18 protein-coding genes, 1 tRNA gene and 1 pseudogene are annotated in these 24490 nt (G+C 33.6%); 8 read left to right on the top strand and 12 right to left on the bottom strand.

What is annotated here, in order from left to right:
• Nucleotides 1-365 precede the first annotated feature (365 nt).
• The 4 genes from ACTJIW_RS20385 to ACTJIW_RS20400 form a co-directional block, all read right to left on the bottom strand.
• Entirely contained in the window at nucleotides 366-977 is a 612-nt protein-coding gene (locus ACTJIW_RS20385) for a superoxide dismutase (protein WP_012023214.1), read from the bottom strand.
• Between the two features lie 140 nt (nucleotides 978-1117).
• Nucleotides 1118-1795 carry an aminoacyl-tRNA hydrolase gene (gene pth, locus ACTJIW_RS20390; protein WP_440714742.1) on the bottom strand — a complete coding sequence of 226 codons (678 nt, stop codon included), beginning with the start codon at nucleotides 1793-1795 and terminating at the stop codon, nucleotides 1118-1120.
• 166 nt (nucleotides 1796-1961) lie between these two features.
• Entirely contained in the window at nucleotides 1962-2573 is a 612-nt protein-coding gene (locus ACTJIW_RS20395; RefSeq protein ID WP_026727205.1) for a 50S ribosomal protein L25/general stress protein Ctc, read from the bottom strand.
• A 120-nt stretch (nucleotides 2574-2693) separates the two neighbouring features.
• Nucleotides 2694-3635, bottom strand: a complete 942-nt coding sequence (locus tag ACTJIW_RS20400) for a ribose-phosphate pyrophosphokinase (RefSeq protein ID WP_012023211.1) — start codon at nucleotides 3633-3635, stop codon at nucleotides 2694-2696.
• Nucleotides 3636-3923: 288 nt separating this feature from the next.
• On the opposite strand from ACTJIW_RS20400, the gene ACTJIW_RS20405 reads away from it, so the two are divergent.
• Nucleotides 3924-4003, top strand: a tRNA-Leu gene (locus ACTJIW_RS20405).
• Nucleotides 4004-4172: 169 nt separating this feature from the next.
• Nucleotides 4173-4592 carry a helix-turn-helix domain-containing protein gene (locus tag ACTJIW_RS20410; RefSeq protein ID WP_012023210.1) on the top strand — a complete coding sequence of 140 codons (420 nt, stop codon included), beginning with the start codon at nucleotides 4173-4175 and terminating at the stop codon, nucleotides 4590-4592.
• Nucleotides 4593-4654: 62 nt separating this feature from the next.
• Here ACTJIW_RS20410 and ACTJIW_RS20415 read toward each other — a convergent pair whose 3' ends face one another.
• The 7 genes from ACTJIW_RS20415 to ACTJIW_RS20445 all read right to left on the bottom strand — a co-directional run bounded on the left by ACTJIW_RS20415 (nucleotide 4655) and on the right by ACTJIW_RS20445 (nucleotide 15730).
• A complete protein-coding gene (locus ACTJIW_RS20415) occupies nucleotides 4655-5119 on the bottom strand; it encodes an OsmC family protein (RefSeq protein ID WP_012023209.1) in 465 nt (154 codons plus the stop codon).
• A gap of 26 nt (nucleotides 5120-5145) precedes the next feature.
• Nucleotides 5146-8439 carry a T9SS type B sorting domain-containing protein gene (locus ACTJIW_RS20420; protein ID WP_440714743.1) on the bottom strand — a complete coding sequence of 1098 codons (3294 nt, stop codon included), beginning with the start codon at nucleotides 8437-8439 and terminating at the stop codon, nucleotides 5146-5148.
• 188 nt (nucleotides 8440-8627) lie between these two features.
• Nucleotides 8628-9806, bottom strand: coding sequence for an aldose epimerase family protein (locus ACTJIW_RS20425; protein ID WP_012023207.1), 1179 nt, complete (start codon nucleotides 9804-9806; stop codon nucleotides 8628-8630).
• 108 nt (nucleotides 9807-9914) lie between these two features.
• Entirely contained in the window at nucleotides 9915-11423 is a 1509-nt protein-coding gene (gene araA, locus ACTJIW_RS20430; protein WP_440714744.1) for an L-arabinose isomerase, read from the bottom strand.
• A 136-nt stretch (nucleotides 11424-11559) separates the two neighbouring features.
• Nucleotides 11560-12261: an L-ribulose-5-phosphate 4-epimerase gene (locus tag ACTJIW_RS20435; RefSeq protein ID WP_012023205.1), complete on the bottom strand. Its 702-nt coding sequence runs from the start codon at nucleotides 12259-12261 to the stop codon at nucleotides 11560-11562.
• Nucleotides 12245-13936, bottom strand: coding sequence for a ribulokinase (locus tag ACTJIW_RS20440; RefSeq protein WP_440714745.1), 1692 nt, complete (start codon nucleotides 13934-13936; stop codon nucleotides 12245-12247). The genes ACTJIW_RS20435 and ACTJIW_RS20440 overlap by 17 nt, the downstream gene beginning before the upstream one ends.
• 249 nt (nucleotides 13937-14185) lie before the next feature.
• Nucleotides 14186-15730 carry an alpha-N-arabinofuranosidase gene (locus ACTJIW_RS20445; protein WP_440714746.1) on the bottom strand — a complete coding sequence of 515 codons (1545 nt, stop codon included), beginning with the start codon at nucleotides 15728-15730 and terminating at the stop codon, nucleotides 14186-14188.
• A 561-nt stretch (nucleotides 15731-16291) separates the two neighbouring features.
• Here ACTJIW_RS20445 and ACTJIW_RS20450 point away from each other — a divergent pair.
• A complete protein-coding gene (locus ACTJIW_RS20450) occupies nucleotides 16292-16981 on the top strand; it encodes an NUDIX hydrolase (protein ID WP_440714747.1) in 690 nt (229 codons plus the stop codon).
• Nucleotides 16982-17275: 294 nt separating this feature from the next.
• Here the strand turns inward: ACTJIW_RS20450 and ACTJIW_RS20455 are convergent, their stop codons facing one another.
• Nucleotides 17276-18274, bottom strand: coding sequence for a GntR family transcriptional regulator (locus tag ACTJIW_RS20455; protein ID WP_440714748.1), 999 nt, complete (start codon nucleotides 18272-18274; stop codon nucleotides 17276-17278).
• Nucleotides 18275-18376: 102 nt separating this feature from the next.
• Between ACTJIW_RS20455 and ACTJIW_RS20460 the strand changes: the two genes are divergently transcribed.
• From ACTJIW_RS20460 to ACTJIW_RS20480, 5 genes and pseudogenes are all read left to right on the top strand, one after another.
• Complete coding sequence (locus tag ACTJIW_RS20460) at nucleotides 18377-19432, top strand: aldose epimerase family protein (protein ID WP_440714749.1); 1056 nt, start codon at nucleotides 18377-18379, stop codon at nucleotides 19430-19432.
• 21 nt (nucleotides 19433-19453) lie between these two features.
• On the top strand, nucleotides 19454-20614 hold the full coding sequence (gene galK, locus ACTJIW_RS20465) for a galactokinase (RefSeq protein ID WP_440714750.1): 1161 nt from the start codon (nucleotides 19454-19456) through the stop codon (nucleotides 20612-20614).
• A gap of 13 nt (nucleotides 20615-20627) precedes the next feature.
• Nucleotides 20628-21689: a UDP-glucose--hexose-1-phosphate uridylyltransferase gene (locus tag ACTJIW_RS20470; protein WP_073408256.1), complete on the top strand. Its 1062-nt coding sequence runs from the start codon at nucleotides 20628-20630 to the stop codon at nucleotides 21687-21689.
• Nucleotides 21690-21937: 248 nt separating this feature from the next.
• The gene (locus tag ACTJIW_RS20475; RefSeq protein WP_121362682.1) at nucleotides 21938-23623 is read left to right on the top strand and encodes a sodium/sugar symporter; all 1686 of its coding nucleotides are present in this window, start codon (nucleotides 21938-21940) and stop codon (nucleotides 23621-23623) included.
• Between the two features lie 135 nt (nucleotides 23624-23758).
• Nucleotides 23759-24364 (top strand): annotated as a pseudogene (locus tag ACTJIW_RS20480) (hypothetical protein).
• The last annotated feature ends 126 nt before the right edge of the window (nucleotides 24365-24490 follow it).

Here is a 24490-nt window from a genome sequence, read left to right on the forward strand (position 1 = left end):
AGGTTAAGTTTATGGTAGATTTGGGGCAAAAAAGGTGGAAGAAATTCCGCCTTTTTTATTTTCTTCTTATTAGATATCGCTCTACAGAGCTTACATTGACTTTATCGAATATATTTGCTTTTTATCTAAAAAGTTTTTTTCATAAAAATAGTCACCATACATTTACTAAACCATAACATTAGTAGGTTAAGTTTATGGTAGATTTGGGGCAAAAAAGGTGGAATTTCTTCCACCTTTTTTATTTTCTTCTTTTAAGAGAGAGGAGTAAAGATTATAGAAGAAACTCTCTAAAAAAATATGGACCAAAAAAAACGAGCACCTTTAGGCACTCGTCTTTTTTCTATAATCTTTATTCTATTTTTTTCTTATTTGTCTAAAGCAAATCTTCTTGCAACTTCTGTCCAGTTAATTACACTGAAGAAAGCTTCAATATAATCTGGTCTTCTGTTTTGGTAGTTTAAGTAGTAAGCATGTTCCCAAACGTCCATTCCTAAGATTGGAGTTCCACCGTGACCAGCAACTTCCGGCATTAATGGATTATCTTGATTTGGAGTACCTACAACTTCTAATTTTCCTCCTTTTTGAACTGTTAACCAAGCCCATCCAGAACCAAACTGAGTTGCTCCGGCTTTAGCAAATTTTGCTTTAAACTCTTCGAAACTTCCAAAAGAAGATTCAATAGCAGCTAATAAATCTCCTGTTGGCAATCCTCCTCCGTTTGGAGACATTACAGTCCAGAATAAATTGTGGTTGTAGAAACCTCCACCATTGTTACGAACTGCTGCGTTAGATTTATCTAAGTTAATTAAGATGTTTTCGATTGTTTTTCCTTCTAAATCTGTTCCAGCAATAGCTGCGTTAAGATTTGTAGTGTATGCATTGTGGTGCTTTGTATGATGGATTTCCATTGTACGTGCATCAATATGTGGTTCTAATGCATCGTATGCATAAGGTAATTGTGGTAATTCAAAAGCCATGGTAATATGATTTTTATGGTTTATAAATAATTTATCCCAAATTTAGACATTTAACTTTGGAATTGAAAATACTATTTCGTTATAATTGAATTAAATTCACTGATAATTTACATTTTTACAATATAAACATCTGAAAATCTTTATTTTCCATTAAATGTCGTCATGGTATTTTCTAAACCTGCCGTTCCAAAAGTTTTTATAATTTCTGCTGAAACTTCTAAACGTTCAGGCAGTTTTGCTTCTTCTTCAGCATTCCATTCTCCTAAAACATAATCTATCTGCTGCCCTTTTTTGAATTGATCGCTGATACCAAATCTATATCGGGTATAATTTTGTGTATTTAGAACTAAATTGATGTTTTTAAGTCCGTTGTGACCGCCATCGCTTCCTTTTGGCTTGATACGAATTGTTCCAAAAGAAAGATTTAAATCGTCTGTAATGACCAAAATATTCTCTAATGGAATATTTTCCTTATCCATCCAATATTTTATAGCCTTTCCGCTTAAATTCATGTAAGTATTTGGCTTAAGCAGAAAGAAAGTTCTGCCTTTGAATTTGTATTCAGCCAAAGAACCTAATTTTACGGTTTCGAATGAAAGTCCTTCTTTTTTGGCCAAAAAGTCTAACACTTTAAATCCAATATTGTGTCGCGTGTTTACGTATTCAGCGCCTATGTTTCCTAATCCTACGATTAAATATTTTTTACTCACGTTTTTTATATTGTTTTTTTGGTGTTCGTGAACTTCCGGTTTTATATTATCTTCTGTGTTCTCTTCTTTTGGTGTTGATGAAAACAGTTTTGTTATCCATTTTATCATGATTGCAAAAGTAAGGTTAATTAGGGAATTAGAAAATGTGTCAATTAGATAATTGTGATTTTAACGGCAAAGAATGACACACAGATATCTCAGCACCTTAGAAACTTAGAAGCTAAAAAAAAGCCCCAATCTTACGATTGGGGCTTTTTGTATTGAGTGAAAAAAATTATTTTTTCTTTCCTTTTGCAGGAGCTTTTGCAGCTTTTGCAGCCTCTTGAGCAGCTTTCATAGCAGCACGAGAGATTCTTACTTGACAAACAACAGTGTTGTCTGGGTGCATAATTTTGTACTCTGGTTTTCCAACTTTAGTAACGTATAATTTGTTACCCATTTCAAGTGGTGTGATGTCAGCTTCAACAAAATCAGGAAGATTTGCTGGTAAAGCTTTAACTTTTAATTTACGTTGGTTTAAACGTAAAACACCTCCCGCAAGAACACCTTTAGATGTACCAACGATTTTCACAGGAACTTCCATTGTGATTTCTTTATCATCAAATAATTGGAAGAAGTCGATGTGTAAAATTTTGTCAGTTACAGGGTGAACCTGGATATCTTGCAAAATTGCATTGAATGATTTTCCTTTTCCAAGCTCAATCACAACTGTGTGTGCATTTGGAGTGTAAACCAAGTTTTTGAACGCTGCAGCGTCTGCTGAGAAGTGTACTGCCTGATTTCCTCCGTATAACACGCAAGGAACCGCTCCAGCATTACGTAAGGCTTTAGTTGACACTTTGCCCACGCTTTCTCTTTCTGATCCTTTAATTGTAATCGATTTCATTGTAAAAAAATATAGTTATTAAATAAATATTCTTAATTGTTGTAAGCTTTAGGCCATACGCTTTAGGCTTTTTTTGTAATTTCTACCAGCTTATGGCTTATTGCCTAAAGCTTATAGCTTTTACATAATGAATTTTCCACTAATGGAATTGTTGTGGTGCACCATGTGCATAACTTCTGCGAAAAGAGGTGCACAACTCACTACTCTAATCTTGTCTGAATGTTTCTTTAACGGAATAGAATCTGTTACGATCAACTCAGTTAATTTTGAATTTTCAATTTTTTCATATGCACCGCCAGATAAAATAGCATGTGTACAAATTGCTCTTACACTTAGCGCTCCTTTTTCGATCATAAGGTCTGCAGCTTTCGCTAAAGTTCCTCCTGTATCGATCATGTCATCTACTAAGATTACGTTACGACCTTTTACTTCACCAATCAATTCCATAGTGTCGATAACGTTGGCAGCTTTTCTTTGTTTGTAACAGATTACTACATCTGATTCTAGAAACTTAGAGTAAGCATAAGCTCTTTTTGATCCTCCCATGTCTGGAGATGCAATCGTTAAATTTTCTAAATTTAAACTCTGCACGTAAGGCAAAAAGATTGTAGATGCAAATAAATGATCTACCGGTTTTTCAAAGAATCCCTGAATTTGATCTGCATGCAAATCCATCGTCATGATTCTTGTTGCTCCTGCAGCTGTTAATAGGTTTGCTACTAACTTAGCTCCAATCGGCACTCTTGGCTTATCTTTTCTATCCTGTCTTGCCCAGCCAAAATAAGGCATAACAGCTGTAATATGTCTTGCTGATGCGCGTTTTGCAGCATCAATCATTAATAACAATTCCATCAAATTATCTGCCGATGGAAAAGTTGAACACACGATAAAAACGCGTAACCCTCTAATTGATTCTTCGTAAGACGGCTGAAATTCTCCATCGCTATACGTTGACATCGTTACTTTTCCTAACGGAATTCCGTACTGTTCTGCAATTTTTTCTGCAAGATAAACACTTTGTGAACAAGCAAAAATTTTAGCTTCTGGTTCTAGGTGCGACATTATAATTTGTTGTTTTATTCCGTTACGCTTATAAAAATCCAGCAATATCTTTATAAGATAAGGCAGAGTACGCATAAATGTCTCGGATGTAGTTAGTTGTGTGTGCTTCGTTTTAACGAGCTGCAAATTTATAAAATTAATCGAACACTGGAAGTAAATATTTGAGATTTTTTATTAGAATTTATAATTTTATTTTTTACATTTGCACCGTGTTAAAGGAATGGGCACATTATTGGTTCATTCTATTGCGTTAAAATAATCTCTTTTGATTGTTTTTTCGTCTGCTAAGCCCGGATGGCGGAATTGGTAGACGCGCTGGTCTCAAACACCTGTGGGAAACCGTGCCGGTTCGACTCCGGCTCCGGGTACATTAACGGAAAAGCTGTCAAAAATGACAGCTTTTCGTTTTTTAATACCTCTCCAAATCTTCATTTTTTTGATATCTGATTATTTTACAGGATATTTTTTATCTTTGAAACTCAGATTTTTTAATTCGAACAGCTCTACTTTTGAGCTTTCCGGAAATTAATACTCATTATGGAACAAAAAATACATCAGGGAAGAAACGTTAAACGTTTTAGAGAAATGCTTGGAATAAAACAAGAAGCTTTAGCTTTTGACCTTGGAGATGATTGGAATCAAAAGAAAATCTCTTTACTTGAGCAAAAAGATGTAATCGAAGAAAATTTATTAAAGCAAATCTCCGTTTCATTGAGAATTCCCGTTGAAGCATTTCAGAATTTTGACGAAGAACAAGCTGTAAATGTTATTGCGAATACTTATTCTTTCCAAGATTTCAAAGATAATGCTGTTGCTTCTGGATTTACCTATCAGCCTTCTTTCAATCCTCTTGATAAAATTGTTCAATTATACGATGAGAAAATCTCATTATATGAGCGTATGTTGAAAGAGAAAGATGAAATGATGCAAAGATTTGAAAACCTATTCAATAAATAAATTTAGATATAAATCTCAACAATAAATTAATAAGCTTTCTCAATCTGAGTCAGCTTATTTTTTTATAACACTTCACAACTCGCTTCATGCAAAACAGGAAAATTGCAGGAATTAGCTATAAAACATAATTGGTTTGCTTTAAAGTGTAAATTCAAAGCCAATTCTATTTGGTCTGAATTTGAGATTTTCACTTTTGGAAATAATTTTACCTCAACAAAACGCCCGCTTCCGTCTGGATTTACTTCCAAAGTTGCTTCTGCGTTGTCTAAATATTCAAGAACTTCTATTCCGTTTTGAGAACATATATATAAATATGACATCATGTGGCAGGAAACCAAACTGCTTAACAATAAATCTTCCGGATTATATAACTCCGGGTCTCCTTTGAATGCTTTTGCTGCTGAAACTTCTAAAATTGGTTTTCCTTCAATTTTTACCTGATGGTTCTTACTATAGATTTTTAAAGACGAAACTTCTTTTTTTGAAGTCCAGTTTAACACTGCTTTGAATAAATGTTTGAATGCCATCTCCTTAATATTTCTCTTTTTAAATTTTATCTTTTTAAAGAAAAATGACCCGAAAAATTAATGTTTTCATTAAAATTAGCCTTAAACCAGTAATCGTCTGCTGGCATTTGACTTCCATTATAAAAACCATCCCATCCATGATCATTTGCAAAGAGTTCTTTTATTAATTTACCATATCTATCAAATATTGATATTTTAGAATTTGGAAATTTACTCGTGTTTTTTATATGCCAAAAATCATTATATCCGTCATTATTTGGAGTAAAGAATTTTGGATAATCAATTACGGTAACTTCTTTTGAATCCTGTCCACATCCTTCTTTATCTCTTAAATATACCACATAAGTTCCACCCTGAATATTAGAAAAATAATTGCTATTCTGATAATTTATTCCGTCTATAGAATATTCCAGACTTCCATCTGTTGTTGGAATAATTTCAATAAAATTATTATCTGATAATTCCTGATATCTTATTTGTTTGATTGTTGGCAAAACGGATCTTACTAATTCGAACTCAAATTTGTTTTCACAATAAATATCATTTTGAATTTTACCAACTGTCAACGTATATTTTCCTGCATTAATTAAATCGGCTTCGTATGTATTTGAAACAATATCTGTATCATTGAACTTCCAGGTATAACTGTCTAAATTATTAGCAACATTTACATGCAAAGAAGCTTCCAAATTGCACAAAAAATAAGTTTTTTCAATCATTACTGTTGGCAGATCATTTACGAATAAGTCTAAACTTGTTTCAGAATTGCAAAGTCTATTTATTTCATTCTCTACTCTTATTTTTATTGTTTGTGATTTTGCGTGAGTGTTTTGAAATAAAGCCGGTAGCGGACTTGGCAACGAATTTCCGTTAGCGTCAAAATACATCACTTTAAGCCCTGTTTGATTTCCTATAATTTCGGCTGTTAAATTGGACAAATCAAAAGTTGCAAAACCATTTCCTTCATCACACGCATATTTGTTTGACGGTTTATTTATGCTTGGTTGTGAAGATGTTTTTAAAATTAATGCTGTTTCTGCATAACAATTGGTTAGATTATTAGTTACTCTGACTTTTATAAAGTCTTGATTCTTAATAATATTTGTGTATGGATTAGGTAACGGACTTATTAATGGATTTCCATTGCTGTCAACATAAGAAACTTTCATTCCTTGTTGATTTCCCAAAACAGCAGATTCAATATTTGAAGTATCAAAGTATTCCGAAATGCCATCATTATTATCATCGCAACCTACTAACTCCTGCAAAGAATTTGCTACAGGCACCGGACTTACTATTAACTTAAATGTTGATTCGTTATAACAGTTCGTATTGGTATTGATCGCTCTTACTTTAATAATTTCTTCTTTTGCGATTAAATTCGTAACTGCATTTAAAGAACCCGATATTTTTTGTCCGTTTTGATGATAAAATTCAACGTTTAAGTCTGTCGAGATTCCTAAAATTGTAGTTTCAACGGACTTTAAATTAAACTGTGCAAAACTATTTCCGTTATCACAAACGATTAAATCGCTGACTGTTGACAAATTTGGCAATGGATTTACAATTAAGTCAAATGTAGTTTCAGAATAACAACATAAATTATCTTTATGACTTACTCTTATTGTTATAGTTTCTCTATCTTTAATCGTATTGGTGAACGGATTTGGCAGAGAACTATATTTCTTTCCGTTACCATCTATAAAAGAAACATCTTTATCTGTTTGTCCTCCTAAAACTTGCTGCATAACTGCCGAAACATCGAATGATTTTGAAATACCTGTTCCAGCTACATCTTCGCAAGCATAGATATTATTAATCCCATAAGCTTTTGGAGGTTCTTTTGCATTTATTGTTTCCGATAAATTTTCAACAGTTCCATCTTTACCTGTAACCTTTGCTGTGACAGTATATTTTCCATCTGCCGAAAAATCATGAAAAGGAGATAAATCTGTAGATATATTATCCGCCCCAGAAGCAGGATCTCCAAAATTCCATTCGACTGAAGCTACTTTTGACTGATCATCAATACTGAATTCTTTTAAAAATTCTGAGCATATATTTGAAAAATTCATTTCAAAATGGTTCGAAACATTTTTTACATTTCCCGTTACATTTATGTAGAAATTAGCATTTTGTATTCCGTCATCAACGGTAGAGAAATATTTATTATATCCAATATCAGGCGAACGACTACAGCCTCTAAACCATGAAACACCATTGTCTTGTGCTGAGCCGGCTATAAAAGCAACTTGTGATCCACTGCCTAACACAGGATTACTGCCTTTTTTAACTTCAACTAGTATTTTTTCAACACCTGCAGGTATTTTAATTGGGGTGTTAAAATCTATTTGGATTATTTGAGAATTATAACCTATAGCTGGAGGAACATCTATAATTTGACTGCTTCCAATTAAATTCGTTTCTGAAAAAGAAGCTGGAAAATTATCGTCAATTTTATAAATATTAAAACTAACAGTGGCCCCCCATGCTGTATTATTAACCCCAACCTGCCCAGAAGTAATAGTGAATTCTTCATTAGATGATATGCCAAAATCTTTCAGGTTAAAATCTCTAGCCCAATAATAAGTTGATCCATAACAGCCATACATATCTGTCTTCACTAAATCATCACAAATGTTATGAGAGATGCGTGTAACTGAACCTGAACTTTTTGAATCAAATACTTCACCCGTTACTGTGATGTAAAAATTTGCATTTGGAACAGGGATGGTTAAATCTGTAGTACGGGAAAAAGGAAGCGTTTTATCACAACCTAAATACCAAGAATCTCCGTTATCTTGCTGCGTACCTGCTACAAAAACTTCTGCCGATGTGTAATTAGTATAATCTTTTCCCTTACCCACCATTACCAAAATTTTTTCAACTCCAGCTGGAACAATAATTGGTTCATCAAAATCTATTTGCATCAATTCTGGATTTCCATGAATGGTTTTTGTTGGCATAAGGGCTCTAGATCCAAGTAATGGTTTTTCAAAATAAGTTCTAAAAAGCTCAGGAAATCTGTCGTCAACAATATAAACTGAAAATGACAAATTTGCACCAACATCCGATTTTGCAATTCCAACCTGTCCTGATTTAATAATAAATTGTTCATTTGGTTTTATACCAAAATCTGATAATTTAAATACTCTTGACCAGCTTTCATCATCTTTGCAAGAATACATATCAGTTTTAATAAGAGTTGTCCCAATATTATTGGTCAATGTTATTTGCGCATTTGACTGTTGAAAAAATAGAAAAAATAGAAATGAAATTGCTGTATTAAATTTGCTTTTTTGATTCGTAATGAGTTTCATTTAAGTAATTTTTGCCCCTCTCTTTTAAATTTTAGGTTTGATAATTAAATTCAAATATAAGAATCAAATGACACAAACTAGGTTAAAAAAACAGTTTTGCTAACAAAATAGTTTTCAAATAAAAAAACCTCGAAAGTCTTACTTTTCGAGGTTTCTTAGAGAATTGAACTAATAAACAAATTCTAAAACTATTTTTTTACCGAGAATTTAAAAGTAGTTTTAGTTTTATAATTTTCTCCCGGGTTTAAAACCGTTGTTGGGAAATTTTTCTGGTTTGGAGAATCTGGATAGTGTTCTGTTTCCAGACACAATCCTGTTCTGTGAGCAAAAGTTCCTCCGTTTGGCGTTGGCAAAGTTCCGTCAAGGAAATTTCCCGAGTAAAACTGAATTCCAGGTTCGTCAGTTGTTACTTCCAAAACTCTTCCGCTTGGTGCGTGGTATACTTTTGCAATGATTGTTTTTCCTTTTTCCGGATTATTTAATACCCAGCAATGGTCGTAACCTTTTCCTTTTTCTAATTGTTCGTTTTTAGCTTCGATATCTTTTCCAATTAACTTTGGTTTTCTAAAATCGAAAGGCGTATTAGCAACATCTTCTAATTTTCCTGTTGGAATTAAAGTCGCATCAACCGGAACAATTTTATCTGCATTTAAAGTCAATTCGTGATCTAAGATTGTTTTTGTAAAATCTCCTGATAAATTGAAATATGAATGCTGTGTTAAATTTACAACCGTTGTTTTATCAGTCGTCGCTTCATATAAAACTTCTAACTGATTATCATTTGTTAATGTATAAGTCACAAAAACTTTAAGGTTTCCAGGATATCCTTCTTCCATATCTTTACTTAAATAAGATAATTTTAAAGAAGCTGTTTCGCCAGATTTAACCTCATCTGCTTTCCAAACCACATTAAAATATCCTTGAGGTCCACCGTGTAAAGCATTTGGTGCATTGTTTATCGCTAATTGATATTCTTTTCCTTCTAAAGTAAATTTACCTTTAGCAATTCGGTTTCCGTATCTTCCAATTAAAGCTCCAAAAAAAGGATTTTCTTTTTCGTATTGTGCCAAAGAACTAAATCCGATTACAACATTTTCTGAAACTCCCTCTTTATTTGGTACTTTTAAATCTGTAATTCTTCCGCCAAAAGTGATGATATCAACCTCCATCCCATTTTGGTTTTTTAATTTATAACTATCTACTTTTTCACCTTTTGAAGTTGTTCCATAAGAAGATTTTTCAATTGTTACTGCTGCTTTTTGATCTGAAACTGTCGAATCCATTTTTTTATCGTTTTTGCATTGAACTGAAACCAAAGCCAGACTTAACAGACCGATTCCAAAAATACAACGTTTTAATACATTCATAAATGATAATTTTTTAAGTTAGTAAAGTCTTAAAGTCAAAAGTCATAAAGTCTTTTCTCCAAAGTAACTAAAACTTTCGGACTTTATGACTTTCGGCTTTTGACTAATTTAAAGTCCATGCTGAAACAAATGGAAATACGCTTCGTTAGCATTAATCTTATCTTTAAACTCTCTTACGGTTGTTTTTTCGTCTATAACTAATAACTCAATTCCGGCAATATCTGCGAAATCTTCCATGTATTCTGTTGTGATTGACTGGCTGTAAACCGTGTGGTGCGCTCCTCCGGCAAGAATCCAGGCTGTTGCTGCAACTTCTAAATTTGGTTTGCAATCCCAAAGAACGCGTGCTACAGGAAGTTTTGGTAATTCTGCCATTGGCTTAACTGCTTCCACTTCGTTAACAATTAAACGGAAACGAGTTCCCATATCAACCAAAGAAACATTGATCGCGTCTCCTGCAGGCGAATTAAATACCAAACGAGCTGGATCTTCTTTTCCTCCAATTCCTAATGGGTGCACTTCACAAGAAGGTTTTCCATCAGCAATAGATGGACATATTTCTAACATGTGCGATCCTAAAACATAAGATTTTTGAGGTGTGAAATGATACGTATAATCTTCCATGAAAGAAGTTCCGCCTTCAAGGCCAATACACATTACTTTTAAAGCTCTAACCATTGCTGCTGTTTTCCAGTCTCCTTCTCCACCAAAACCGTAACCATCGGCCATTAATCTTTGTGTTGCAATTCCTGGCAATTGTTTCCACACTCCAAGGTTTTCAAAAGTATCTGTAAAAGCGCCAAATCCTCCTTCTTCAAGGAAAGCTCTTAATCCTAATTCGATTTTTGCCGCTTCAACCAAAGAACTTCTTTGTGCTCCGCCTTCTTTTAAAGAATCTGTTAAGTTATAAGAAGACTCATAAACTGCTAATAAATCAGCTAATTGTTTATCTGTTACTTTCTCGATATGTTTGGTAACATCTGAAGAATCGTATCCGTTTACCGAAACTCCAAAACGAATTTGTGCTTCTACTTTATCACCTTCTGTTACGGCAACTTCACGCATATTGTCTCCAATACGAGCTACTTTTAGGTTTTGAAGTTCGTCCCATCCAAGAACAACTCTTGACCAGATTCCTAATTGTTTTTGAACTCTTTGATCTTCCCAATGTCCCACAACAACTTTACGTTTTTTACGTAATCTTGACATGATGAAACCAAATTCACGATCTCCGTGAGCCGATTGGTTTAAGTTCATAAAATCCATGTCGATAGATCCCCACGGAATTTCAGCATTATATTGTGTATGTAAATGACATAATGGTTTTTTAAGGATATTTAAGCCGCCAATCCACATTTTTGCTGGCGAAAAAGTATGCATCCAGGCAATAATTCCGATACAGTTTTTCTCAGAATTCGCAGCTAAACAAACATCCAAAATCTGCGAAGGCGATTTCACCACATCTTTGTAAACCACTTTTACCGGAATTGAAGACGAAGCATCTAATCCTTTTGCAATAATCTGTGAATGTTCTGCTACTTTTCTTAGTGTTTCTTCACCGTATAATTCCTGGCTTCCTACTACAAACCATACTTCTTTTTGAGATATATCTATCATGTTGTTTAATCGTTTATTTGTTTAATCGTCAAATCGTTTTTCTTTGTCTAAAATCCACGGTTAACGAAAATCTTTTCTCTTTGTTCTTTATTCTATTTTCTTTAATCTAAAATCTGCACTCTAAAATCTAAAATCATTATTGTCCGTAATACGAATCTTTTCCGTGTTTACGATTGTAATGTTTCTTTATTAATGAATCTTTTAATCTTGGTGCGTTTGGGTTTATTTGCAAAGTCAGATATGCCATTTCTGCCACAACTTCCAGAACCTTGCTGTTATAAACTGCTTTTGCTGCGTTTTTTCCCCATGCAAATGGACCGTGATTTCCAATCAAAATCATTTCTACTTCTTCGTATGAAAGATTTTTTTCTTTGAAACAATCCAGAATTTGAATTCCGGTATTGTGTTCGTAGTTTCCTTCGATAAGAGAATCAGCCATTGGCGGCGCACACGGAATGTCAGCCGTTAAATGATCGGCATGCGTTGTTCCGAAAATTGGAATATCCAATTGAGATTGTGCCCAGGCCACAGAATAGGTTGCGTGTGTATGTGCAACTCCTCCAATATTTGGCCAGTGTTTGTATAAATAAGCATGCGTTTTAGTGTCTGATGACGGACGCATTGTCCCTTCGATTACATTGTTGTCAAAATCGACAATTACGATATCTTCCGGTTTTAAATCTTCGTAAGGAACACCGCTTGGTTTAATGGCAAAAACACCATTTTTTCTGTCTACGGCACTTACATTTCCAAAAGTGTACACTACCAAATTCAATGCATTTAACTGCATATTGGCTTCGTAACACTCTTGTTTTAAATCTTTATAAAGAGAACTCATGCTGCGATATTTTAAGGTTTGGATCTGCAAAAGCACTTAATTTTTCATATCCTAAAAGCAGTTTATGATACGCTTCTACTTTGTCTGTTTGAGGGAAATATTCTCCGTCAAAATCACTTCCTATTTTCTGGCTTGCTTCGATTACGTTTGGATAAATTCCTGCTGCAACTGCCGCATAAATTGCAGCACCTAAAGCTGGAGTTTGGTCTGAAGCCGCAATTTTAATTGGCTTGTTTAAAACATTAGCCAAAGTCTGCATGATGAAAGGAGATTTTCTAGCAACACCGCCAATTCCAATTACGCTGTCGATTTTTACACCTTCTTCTTCAAAACGGTCTACAATTTTCTTCGCTCCAAAACAAATTGCGTTTACTAAAGCTTTAAAAATATGAGGCGCTTTTGTTCCTAAAGAAAGGTTCGAAATAGCACTTTTTACTTCCTGATTAGCATCTGGAGTTCTTCTTCCATTAATCCAATCTAAAGCAATTGGAAGACTTTCTGAAACGGGAATTTTCTCTGCTTCTTTTGTCAATTCTACAATTAATTTATCGCTGAATTCTTCTCTTAACTGTTCTTTTTGAGCATCATTTAAAACAGAAGAAGTTTCTAATAAATGTTCTGTTGGCCACATTAATAGTTCTTTATACCAAGCCAATAAATCTCCAAAAGCAGATTGTCCTGCTTCAAGACCAATAAAACCCGGAATAACAGAACCATCAACTTGTCCGCAGATTCCTCTAACTGTTTTTGTTCCAACCTCATCATAAGAACCAACCAGAATATCACAAGTTGAAGTTCCCATAACGCGGACTAAAGTATTTTCTTCGATTTTAGCTCCAACTGCTCCTGAGTGCGCATCGAAAGTTCCAACAGCCACAACTGTTTCTGTCGAAAGCCCTAAACGATCTGCCCATTCCTGGCTTAGTTTTCCTGCTGATAAATCAGATGTATACGTTTCATCATATAAGTTACCGCGAAGCTGCGCTAAATACGGATGTAATTTTTCTAAAAATTCAACTGGCGGTAATCCGTTCCAGTCTGTGTGCCACATAGCTTTATGTCCTGCTGCACAACGGCTTCTTTTGAAGGTTTTTAAATCTTTATCTTCAATTAACAAATACGTCATTAAATCGCAGTGCTCCATCCAGGTGTGTGCCGCGTTTCTAACTGCTTCGTCTTGTCTTGCTATATGAAGAATTTTTGCCAAAAACCATTCAGATGAATAAATTCCTCCAACATATTTCGTAACATCTTCTCCGCCCCAGCTAACTGCCAGTTCGTTGATTTCGTTTGCTTCATTTATTGCTGTATGATCTTTCCATAACACCATCATGGCATTTGGATTTTCTTCAAAACCTTTTGTTAGAGCGAGCGGTGTTCCGTCTTTAGTAACCGGAACCGGAGAAGATCCTGTTGTATCAATACAAATTCCTCGTACTAGTTTTGGATCAACTTTACTTTCTTTAATAACGGTTTGAATCGTAATTTCTAAGCCCTCGATATGATCTAAAGGATGCTGACGAAATTGATTTATGGATGCGTCGCAATACTGCTTATTTTTCCATCTTTTGTAATGAGAAACATTGGATGCCAATTCCTGCCCATTTTCAGTATCTATAAGAACCGCACGAACAGAATCTGTTCCGTAGTCTAATCCTATGACATAATTTTTCATTCGAAATTTATTTTTAATGGTGACAAATATACTTATAAAATATTATAAGTGTACAAAAAACACTTAACAAAAAAGCTATGAGATTTTTTTGCAGATATTGCACTAAAACAGCGTTTTATGGTTGAAAGAAAAAATAAACGTTTAAATAACATTTATTTTAATGCGATTATTTCATCTTTATGCTTAAAACGGTAAAATGCAGCCTGCTTTTCTAACTATATTTTATATGATTTTTTCTCTTTTTTTAAATTATTTTCCTTCTAAAACCAAAACTGAAAAAGGAGGTAAATTGATCTCTAATTTTCCTTTTTTCATATCAAAATCTTTAAATGCTGCAGGACTGATTTTATTTGGATTCTCGAAAGAATTAAAATCCTGCAATTTCGATGAAGTAATAATATGGGCTGTAAAATTTTTAACACCCAAATCTTTCGTATCTATTTCGATTTTATGTTTACTTTTTGCATCCACATTTACCAATGATATATGTACGGCACCGTTTTTATCTTTTGAAGCCGAAGCCGAAACTGCCGGAAGCGTTTGGTCTTTAAATGTATATAATGGCGAACTGAAATTTATTGGCAGCAGTTTCGCATCCTGATGCACATTGTACATTTGCATAACGTGATAGGTTGGCGTTAAAATCATTTTGGTTTTATCGGTCAGGATTACCGCTTGAAGCACGTTTACGCACTGAGCCAGATTTGCCATTCGAACCCTGTCTGCATGATTATTAAAAATATTAAGTGTTGCTCCAGCCAAAACTGCATCTCTAATGGTATTCTGCTGATATAAAAATCCCGGATTTGTTCCTTTTTCTACATCATACCATCCGCCCCATTCATCAACTACCATTGCTACTTTTTTCTCAGGATCGTATTTATCCATTACTGCAGCATGCTTCGTTACGAGCTCTTCCATTTTTAAAGCCTCTTTCATGGTTTTAAAATATTGCTCTTCCGAAAAATTAACCGCATCTCCTTTTTTATTCCAGTCAATTACAGAATAATGATGAACCCCAACTCCGCCAAGCATATTAAGCGGAATATTTTTCATTAAAACTTCGGTCCAGTTATAGTCACTGCTGTTGGCTCCAGAAGCAATACGATTTATACCGCCTGTATTATTCCAGTCTGCCATAAAAGTGGCAAACTTGCGGTATTCGTTTGCATAGTATTCTGCTGTCATGTTACCGCCGCAGCCCCAGGCTTCATTTCCAATTCCCCAGAATTTAACTTTCCATGGTTCTGTTCTTCCGTTTTTTTTACGCAGATCGCTCATTGGGCTTTTGCCTCCAAAATTGGCATACTGAATCCAGTCGGCAAATTCCTGAACTGTTCCGCTTCCTACATTGCCGGATAAATAAGGTTCTGCACCCAGAACTTCGCATAGATTTAAAAAGTCGTGAGTTCCAAAACTATTATCTTCTGTTACACCTCCCCACCATTGATTTACAATGGTAGGTCTTTGCTCTTTTGGACCAATTCCATCTTTCCAGTGATAGGTATCGGCAAAACAGCCTCCAGGCCATCTTAAATTTGGAATTTTTAAATCTTTTAAGGCTTTAATAACATCATTTCTCACTCCGTTTGTATTTGGAATTTTAGAAGTATCGCCAACAAAAAATCCGCCATATATACAGCGTCCTAAATGTTCCGCAAAATGACCGTAAATATTTTTATTGATGATTGGTGCGGCAGGATCATTTTTTATAGTAATAACTATTGGTTCTTTCTGCGCAGAAATTGTCTGTATACAAATTGTAACAAACAATAGTAGTAGTGTTTTTTTCATAGTCTATCGTGGTTAGTGACGTTTAGAAAATCAGCAGGTTGGTGTTAGTTTTTTAGTTTATGATTTTTTATTTCTTAAATTTTTCAAATAAGTGTTTATTTGACATTTGTAAATTTAAGTAAAAAAAAGTCTCTTAAACAAATAAAAATCACAAAACAACTGGTTGCAAAAAACAGATTTCGTAATTATGATTTTAAAAACCGTTTGTTTATAACGGTTTTTAAAGTTTAAATTAACAATAACAAAAAGTTTAAAAATTACAAATTCTACAAAAAACCGTAAAGAACAATCCTTTTATAACATTTTAAAGGGGCAGAATTTTACTAAAATAAAAATTATAAGACGAATATCAATTCTCTTTAAAATGTTTTTACCTTTGATTCGGATTTCGGCATTTGATTTTGTAAGAAAAAAAGAAAACCAATATGTTTTTAAAATTGCCGGATTCAATTGTTAAAGCTTTCGTGTTTTTATAAGTATATTTACATAAGTGTAAAATTTACATTATTGAATTATGAAACAATTTAGGAAGTTTATATCTTTACCAATAAAATATTGAGTATGCTAAACAGTTATAGCTCTGCCGATAAGGTTTTACTAGCGGTAGATTGTATTATTTTCGGATTCGACAGTGAAGGCCTAAAGATACTTTTAATTAAAAGGGATTTTGAACCTGAAAAGGGGAAATGGTCTTTGATTGGAGGTTTTTTAAAACGTGACGAAGTTTTAGATGATGCTGCTATTAGAATTTTAAATACATATACCGGTCTTAACGATATTTATATGGAGCAGTTATATGCTTACAGTGAAATTGATCGTGACCCGGTAGAAAGAACTATTTCGGTTTCGTATTTTGCTTTAATTAATATTGAAAACCACAATGCAGAATTAATTAGAAATTATCATGCAGAATGGTTTCCTATTAACAATGCACCAAACCTAATTTTTGACCACAACGAAATGGTCGATAATGCAATTAAGAGACTTCGATACAAAACTTCGATAAAACCTATTGGGTTCGAACTGCTTCCGGAAAAATTCACTATGCGCCAGCTTTTAGAATTATACGAAGCTATTTTAAGCAAAGAATTAGATAAAAGAAATTTCATCAGTAAAATAAATTCTCTTGAAATTCTAAATAAGCTTGAAGAAAAAGATATGCAGTCGTCCAGAAAAGGATCTTACCTCTATACTTTTAATAAAGAAAAATATGAAGAGAAACTTTTAAATAATTTTTCTCTTAACTTATAAAAAAACAAAACCCTGAAATCCACAACTTTCAGGGTTTTTTCTTCAATAAAACTACTATTAAAAAAAATAAACAAAATTATTATCTTTTAACCTTGTTGAAGCGATCATTATGAACACTAATCGCTGTAACAATAATAAGTGTAAAATTTACATTTGCAAATGTAAGCAAAATAAACATTCAAAAACAAGAAATAACATCTTTATTTTTTTAATTAATAAATAAACTATTTTTTAAACAAAAACAGCTTTGCTTGTGATATAGTTAGTTTGTAAGCAAAATTCTTTATCAATTCTTTACAAAGAGTTTCGCATTATCAATGAAGACTTATTTTCTATCTGCTCTTTTTTATTTTTTAAAACCATCTCTGCCAGAATTTTTCCCATTGCTTCAAAATGAGTTGAAATAGTTGTAATTCCGTTTGCAGCGATTTTTTTCAGCGGTGTTTCATTATAGGATATAATTCCAAAATCTGATCCGAGTTTCAAATTCTGATCGCGGGCGTTTTCAATTACCCTAACCAAATCACGATCATTAGGTATTATGTATAAATCTCCGGCAGTAATTTCTCTGTTCGTAAATTCAGTTATAATTTCAGATTCAAAATTATATTGAGTACAAAAATCTTCAAAGCCCAATTTCATTCCAAGCGGTTCACGAAATCCGGGGAAAATTAAAATCAGTTTTTTGTATTTGCTTAATCTTTTATTTCCTTTTTGCAATCCTTCAAAAATATCTTTTTGATGGTTTTGATAAATGGCAGGATAAGCTTTAAGATCTGGATTGGTCTGATCAAGAATAATAACATCACCTACTGGTAGGGTTTTTATTGAAGAAACAATATCCTGCAGATTTGTAGGCATCAGGATATACTTAGTATAATTTCCGTTGCTGTCGTTTAACAGCTTTTGAAAAACCTGACTGTTAAAATGATGAAAGAAAATATCTACCTGAACATTTTTGCCAATATTATTTAAAAAGGAATTATAAATATCTTCTTTAAAAATATTCAACTCATCAAAAAGTAAAAAAATCTTCTGCTTTATAGTGATTTCAACGCTTTTAACGTAATATCCTTTTCCTGGAATGGCATAAATGATACCTCTTTTTTTTAGTTCATCATATGCCAGTAAAACGGTATCGCGAGACAATGAAAAAGCCAGACAGACTTTGTTTACTGACGGAAGGCGATCACCTTTGATCAATTTTTCTTCTTCGATAGCTTTTTCTATTGAAAGAATAATCTGCTTATATTTTGGCAGGCCGATGTTATTTTGGATCGAAATGATATTCATCTGTAAATAGAATTTTGTGCAATATACAAAAACTGGTAGGTACTGGTATGTAAAAACAAAGAATGTTTCTATTTTTGAATTTTCACTTTTGGTAAAATTTGTATGGAAATAAAACATAAATCGCATTTAAAGGAAACTTCTAATTCTAAATCTTTTGGTTTCATGCCAGATAACCGAGAAATTCACTCTTTTGAATTATCGAATAAAAAGGGAATGAAGGTTACGATTATAAATTATGGAGCAACCGTAACTTCATTACAAATTCCAACTTCTGAAGGAAAAATTGTTGATGTAGTGTTAGGGTTCGACTCTCTTTCTTCGTATTTAGAATCGTATTATCTGCCAAGTGCGCCTTATTTCGGTACAACTGTAGGACGTTATGCAGGACGAATCCATAATGGGACTTTTACTTTAAATGGAAAAACGTACGAATTAACCAAAAACAATAACGGAAACTCACTTCATGGCGGTAATATAGGTTTTGGAAGAAAAGTATGGAATGTTACAAATCAAAACTCAGGTGAGAATCCGTCGATAACTTTTAGCCTGTTAAGTGAAAATCTGGACGAAAATTATCCGGGAGAATTACACATTGATTTGACCTATACACTTACAGAAGAAAATGAGTTGAAATTAGATTATAAAGCTGTTTCTACAGAAGACACTGTTATAAATTTAACGCATCACAGTTATTTTAACCTTGACGGACACAATACAAGTGTTTTAGATCAAAAGGTTTTTGTTAATGCCGATAAAATGCTGGAAACGAATCATGAAAATATTCCAACCGGAAATTTTACAGCGCTTACAAATCATGATTTTGATTTTAGAGCAGAAAAAAAATGTCCGGCTTCTATAGATAATTCGTTTGTTATAAACCAGACAGATACAGTTGCAGCAACGTTATTGAGCTCAAAAAATAATTTAAAAATGAGTGTTTTTACGAATCAGCCAAGTGTACACATATATGTAGGCGGAAACTGCTTTGATATTTTGAAAGGAAAAAACGATGCTGTTTACCATAAAACAAGCGGTATTTGTTTTGAAACTCAAAATTTTCCAGATGCCCCAAATCAGGCACATTTTCCTGATTCAGTTTTAAAGAAAGGCAGAGAATATATTCAGGAAACCGTTTATAAATTCGAAAATATCAACTAAAACCAACCAATTACAATTATAATGAATGCTATTTTAATACAAAATACTACTGCTTTTTTTGAAAAGTCTTTTGGTTCTAAACCAGAAAAAGTGGTGCTTTCTCCAGGAAGAATCAACATTATTGGAGAACATATTGACTACAACGACGGATTTGTTCTGCCGGCTGCAATCGACAAAGTAATTTGTTTTGCATTTGAAAAAAACAATTCAAAAAAATCAAAAATATTCGCAATTGATTTAAATGAAGATTTTGAAATTGATTTAACCGAGGAAGTAAAACTAAGCGATACTGTCTGGACAAATTATATTCGCGGCGTTATTAAACAATTACAAGACAAGGGATTTATTTTTGAAGGATTTAATTGTGTTTTTAGCAGCAACATTCCGGTTGGTTCCGGTTTATCATCTTCGGCAGCTTTAGAATGCGGCATGATCTTCGGAATTAAACAGCTTTTTGATTTAAAAATTGAAAAAGTTGACATAGCATTATTAGGACAAAAAGCAGAACACTGGGTAGGTATTAACTGCGGTATAATGGATCAGTTTTCGAGTGTTCACGGCATCGAAAACAAAGTAATAAAATTAGACTGCAATACTTTGGATTTTGAATATCATAATGCTGATTTTAAAGATTATGCACTTATTTTATTTGACAGTAATGTTAAACATTCTCTTTTTACATCTGAATACAACACACGCAGAATAGAGTGCGAACAAGGATTAGCCATTATTAAAGAGAATTTTCCTGAAGTTAAAAGTTTTAGAGACTGCTCTGAAGAACAGCTTTTAAGCATACAGGGTAAAATGAATCCAACAGTTTTTAAAAGAGTTCATTTTGTTGTAAAAGAAATTAACCGTGTTATAAGAGCGTGCGAAGCTCTCGACAATGGCGATATAGAACTTTTAGGACAATTGCTTTTTGAAACTCATTATGGTTTATCTCAGGAATATGAGGTAAGCTGTGCTGAATTAGACATGCTTGTAGACACTGCAAAAGCAGATGAAAATATCATTGGTTCTCGTGTTATGGGAGGCGGTTTTGGCGGCTGCACCATAAATTTAATTAAAAAAGGTCATGAAAATGAGGTAAAACGTAAGTTTTCGAATCTTTATTTAGATACATTTGGGATTGAATTAAAATTTTATGACGTAAAAGTCTCAAACGGAACAACATTACTTTAATACCAACCAACCAATGAAAAATTTTGACATTAACGAAGATCCACACAGACGTTTTAATCCTTTAATTAATGAATGGGTTTTGGTTTCACCTCATCGTGCAAAACGCCCTTGGCAGGGACAAAACGAGGTGATTTCTGCCGAAACACTTCCAAAACATGATCCAAACTGTTATTTATGCCCCGGAAATGTTCGTGCAAACGGAGTAAATAATCCGGCATACAAAAACAGTTTTGTGTTCGACAATGATTTTGCCGCTTTAAAACAAGACGAAATCATTTTTGAGGAAGATATTAAACATACTTTTTTTAAGGCAGAACCTGAGCAGGGAATTTCAAGAGTGGTATGTTTTTCACCAAGACATGATTTAACTCTTCCGGAAATGGAAGTTTCTGATATCGAAAACATTGTTAAAACATGGCAGAAAGAATACGCAGAATTAGGAAGCATTAAATATATTAATCACGTTCAGATTTTTGAAAATAAAGGAAGTGTTATGGGATGCAGCAACCCGCATCCGCATGGACAGATCTGGGCACAGTCATCGCTGCCAACTCAGGTTGAAAAAACACACAACAGCTTAAAATCATATTACGAAAAAAACAAAAGAACATTATTAGAAGATTATGTTCAGGCCGAATTGAGAGTAGGAAGCCGTATTGTAATCGAAAATGATCACTTTGTGGCATTAGTTCCGTTTTGGGCAATCTGGCCTTACGAAACGATGATTGTAAGCAAAAGAGCCATCAGCAAAATCACTGATTTTAATGCTGAAGAAGTTACCGCTTACGCGAAAATTTTAAAGCAGTTAACTATCAAATACGATAATTTATTCAGTACTTCATTTCCGTATTCATCAGGAATTCATCAGGCTCCAACAGATGGCCTGGATCATCCTGAGTGGCATTTCCACATGCATTTTTACCCGCCTCTGCTTCGCTCGGCAACCGTAAAAAAATTCATGGTTGGATATGAAATGATGGGAGAATCTCAAAGAGATATTACACCTGAAAAAAGTGCCGAAATTATAAGACAGCAGTCCGATATTCACTATAAAAACGAAGTTAATATCCGCTAAATAATTAAATATGAAATCGTCAAATTTAAAATTTAACATAATAATCCTTCTATAAATGTAAATAACACATTTACAATGATTGTTTTTTAAGTTTTTATTTTAAATTTGACTTTTGTTCTTGTTTTGATAAAAAAATAACAAAATAAAAACACATATTTCATTTTTAACAAGATTACACAACACAATAAACATTTTATAACTTTTAAAACAACAATCACCTATACTAATTATCTAAAATACTATTACCAATGAAGTCAAACCTCGCTCTCGCAGATTATGCGGTTTTTATTATTTATTTCATAGTAGTTTCTGTCTACGGTTATACGGTTTACCGAAAACGTAAACAAGACGAACAAGATGCTAAAGCTTATTTTCTTGCAGAAGGAAATTTAACCTGGTGGGCGATTGGAGCATCATTAATTGCCTCAAACATTTCTGCAGAACAATTTATTGGGATGAGCGGCGAAGGTTTCTTTTTAGGAATAGCGGTTGCGGCTTATGAGTGGCTTGCGGCTGTTGCTTTAATTATTGTAGCTGTTTGGTTTATTCCTGTATATCTTAAAAATAAGATTTACACTATGCCTCAGTTCTTAAAAACACGTTATAATGAATCGACTGCTTTGATTATGGCTGTTTTCTGGCTGTTTTTATATGTTTTTGTTAACTTAACTTCTATTCTATATTTAGGTGCGGTTGCAATTAACGGTCTTGCCGGCGGTGAATATCTCCATATCATTATGATTGGTCTTGCCGTTTTTGCTTTGTTTATCTCTCTTGGAGGAATGAAGGTTGTAGCTTATACTGATGTTATTCAGGTAGCTGTACTTATTATTGGAGGTTTAGTAACTTCTTATATTGCTTTAACAACAGTGGGTCAATATTTTGGAGTGGGTGAAAATGCGATCGCTGGTTTCAAAGTTTTAATGAAAGAAGCTCCTGAGCATTTTAAAATGATTATCCCTAAACCAACTGCATCTTCGTCTCAGCTGGAAATAGACAAATACTTAACTTTCCCTGGATTATTATCGTACGCGGCAGGTATCTGGATTATCAACTTAAACTACTGGGGATGTAACCAATACATTACTCAAAGAGCACTTGGAGCAGATTTACAAACAGCTCGTACCGGAATTTTATTTGCTGGTATGCTAAAATTATTAATGCCGCTTATCGTAATGCTTCCTGGTATTGCTGCTTATGTTTTATATACAAACGGACATTTACCTCAATTAGTGGGCGGAAAAGATGGTGCTTATTCTGCTGTATTGACTTTCCTTCCTACTGGATTAAAAGGACTTTCGGTTGCAGCTTTAACTGCTGCAATTGTAGCTTCGCTGGCTGGAAAAGTAAATAGTATTTCGACTATTTATACTTTAGATATTCATAAAAAATACATCCAAAAAGAAGCTGGTGAAAAACAACAGGTAAACATTGGAAGACTTGCTGTTTTTGCTGCAATGCTTTTAGCTGTTTTATTTACATGGAATGATATTTTAGGAATTGGCGGTGTTGGTGGTTTCACTTACATTCAAAAATACACAGGATTTATCAGCCCGGGAGTTTTTGCTATGTTCTTCCTTGGTATGTTCTGGAAAAGAACAACCGGAGCAGCAGCTATCGTGGGTGTAATTTTAGGTTTCGTTTTATCTGTTTTATTCAACGAATATGCGCCTGCTTTATTTGGAAACGATACTCTTTTATACACAGCTTACCCTAACGGAAAAGGAGCTTTTGAAATTCCATTCCATATCTGTATGGGATTATCATTCTTCTTTACAATGTTAGTAATGATCTTAATGAGTTTTGCTGGTCCAAAAGTAAACCCTAAAGCATTCGAAACAGAACCGGGAATGTTTAAAGTTAAACCGCAAACAACGGTTTTAATCGTTATTACAATGTTGATTATTATTGCATTATACGTTAAGTTCTGGTAACAGAATTTCAATATAAATTTCAAAAGAGGATCCAGATTTGGATCCTCTTTTTGTTTGCACAATAAATTTTTTAATTAATTGTTTTAACTACTTTTAACCCGAAAAAAAACTAACCTTTAATCAAACCAAAAAAAAATGAAAAAACTAATTCTTGCCGTATTTCTTATTTCCGGCGCTGCATTTGCTCAGGACATAAATGTTGTTCAGGGAAATTTTGACTTTTTAAAAGATCAGAAAGAAATCAATACCGAATTTGATTACAGCGGCTTTACTATGATGAAAGAAAAAAAATCGGAAGCGTAGTATGTTCAGGAGCACAAAGCCGATTTAGATCAAAAAGCAAAAGGAAATGGAAACATTTGGGAGAAAAAATGGATCGCTGCAAAAGATCAGATCTGGACTCCTAAATTTTTAGAAATTGCCAATATCGTATTAACTAAAGAGAAAAAAGATTTAAACTTTCAGGAAGGTTTAAATACTCCTTACACCTTAATTGTAAAAGCAGTATGGATTTATCCGGGCTGGGATGCAGGAATTATGAAACAGCCGGCAAAAGTAACTACCAATTTAAAATTTGTTGAAACTGCTAATAAATCAAATGTTTTATTAGAAATTACAAGTGAAGAAGCTCCAGGAGATCAATGGGGAAGCAACTTTAGCAACGAAACCAGAATTGGTGAAGGATTTGCAAAAACCGCAAAAACAATGTCTAAATTGATTGCAAAAAAAGCGTATAAATAAAAACATATATATACCGTTAGGAATATCTCGTCGGTAGAAAAAAATATTATCGTTTTGCATTATGTCCTGTAGGGACATCTAATTTACGGAAATAATATACATATCCATAAATCAAACGTTCCTACG

Origin of the sequence: Flavobacterium sp. 22659 (assembly GCF_052044235.1) — a bacterium.
Taxonomy (GTDB): domain Bacteria; phylum Bacteroidota; class Bacteroidia; order Flavobacteriales; family Flavobacteriaceae; genus Flavobacterium; species Flavobacterium johnsoniae.

Coding starts and splice junctions, on each gene's coding strand:
- ACTJIW_RS20400 (WP_012023211.1), bottom strand. CDS start 3,635: ATGTCGCACCTAGAACCAGAAGCTAAAATTTTTGCTTGTTCACAAAGT.
- ACTJIW_RS20385 (WP_012023214.1), bottom strand. CDS start 977: ATGGCTTTTGAATTACCACAATTACCTTATGCATACGATGCATTAGAA.
- ACTJIW_RS20470 (WP_073408256.1), top strand. CDS start 20,628: ATGAAAAATTTTGACATTAACGAAGATCCACACAGACGTTTTAATCCT.
- ACTJIW_RS20420 (WP_440714743.1), bottom strand. CDS start 8,439: ATGAAACTCATTACGAATCAAAAAAGCAAATTTAATACAGCAATTTCA.
- ACTJIW_RS20460 (WP_440714749.1), top strand. CDS start 18,377: ATGGAAATAAAACATAAATCGCATTTAAAGGAAACTTCTAATTCTAAA.
- galK (WP_440714750.1), top strand. CDS start 19,454: ATGAATGCTATTTTAATACAAAATACTACTGCTTTTTTTGAAAAGTCT.
- araA (WP_440714744.1), bottom strand. CDS start 11,423: ATGATAGATATATCTCAAAAAGAAGTATGGTTTGTAGTAGGAAGCCAG.
- ACTJIW_RS20475 (WP_121362682.1), top strand. CDS start 21,938: ATGAAGTCAAACCTCGCTCTCGCAGATTATGCGGTTTTTATTATTTAT.
- ACTJIW_RS20440 (WP_440714745.1), bottom strand. CDS start 13,936: ATGAAAAATTATGTCATAGGATTAGACTACGGAACAGATTCTGTTCGT.
- ACTJIW_RS20455 (WP_440714748.1), bottom strand. CDS start 18,274: ATGAATATCATTTCGATCCAAAATAACATCGGCCTGCCAAAATATAAG.
- pth (WP_440714742.1), bottom strand. CDS start 1,795: ATGATAAAATGGATAACAAAACTGTTTTCATCAACACCAAAAGAAGAG.
- ACTJIW_RS20395 (WP_026727205.1), bottom strand. CDS start 2,573: ATGAAATCGATTACAATTAAAGGATCAGAAAGAGAAAGCGTGGGCAAA.
- ACTJIW_RS20435 (WP_012023205.1), bottom strand. CDS start 12,261: ATGAGTTCTCTTTATAAAGATTTAAAACAAGAGTGTTACGAAGCCAAT.
- ACTJIW_RS20425 (WP_012023207.1), bottom strand. CDS start 9,806: ATGAATGTATTAAAACGTTGTATTTTTGGAATCGGTCTGTTAAGTCTG.
- ACTJIW_RS20410 (WP_012023210.1), top strand. CDS start 4,173: ATGGAACAAAAAATACATCAGGGAAGAAACGTTAAACGTTTTAGAGAA.
- ACTJIW_RS20445 (WP_440714746.1), bottom strand. CDS start 15,730: ATGAAAAAAACACTACTACTATTGTTTGTTACAATTTGTATACAGACA.
- ACTJIW_RS20415 (WP_012023209.1), bottom strand. CDS start 5,119: ATGGCATTCAAACATTTATTCAAAGCAGTGTTAAACTGGACTTCAAAA.
- ACTJIW_RS20450 (WP_440714747.1), top strand. CDS start 16,292: ATGCTAAACAGTTATAGCTCTGCCGATAAGGTTTTACTAGCGGTAGAT.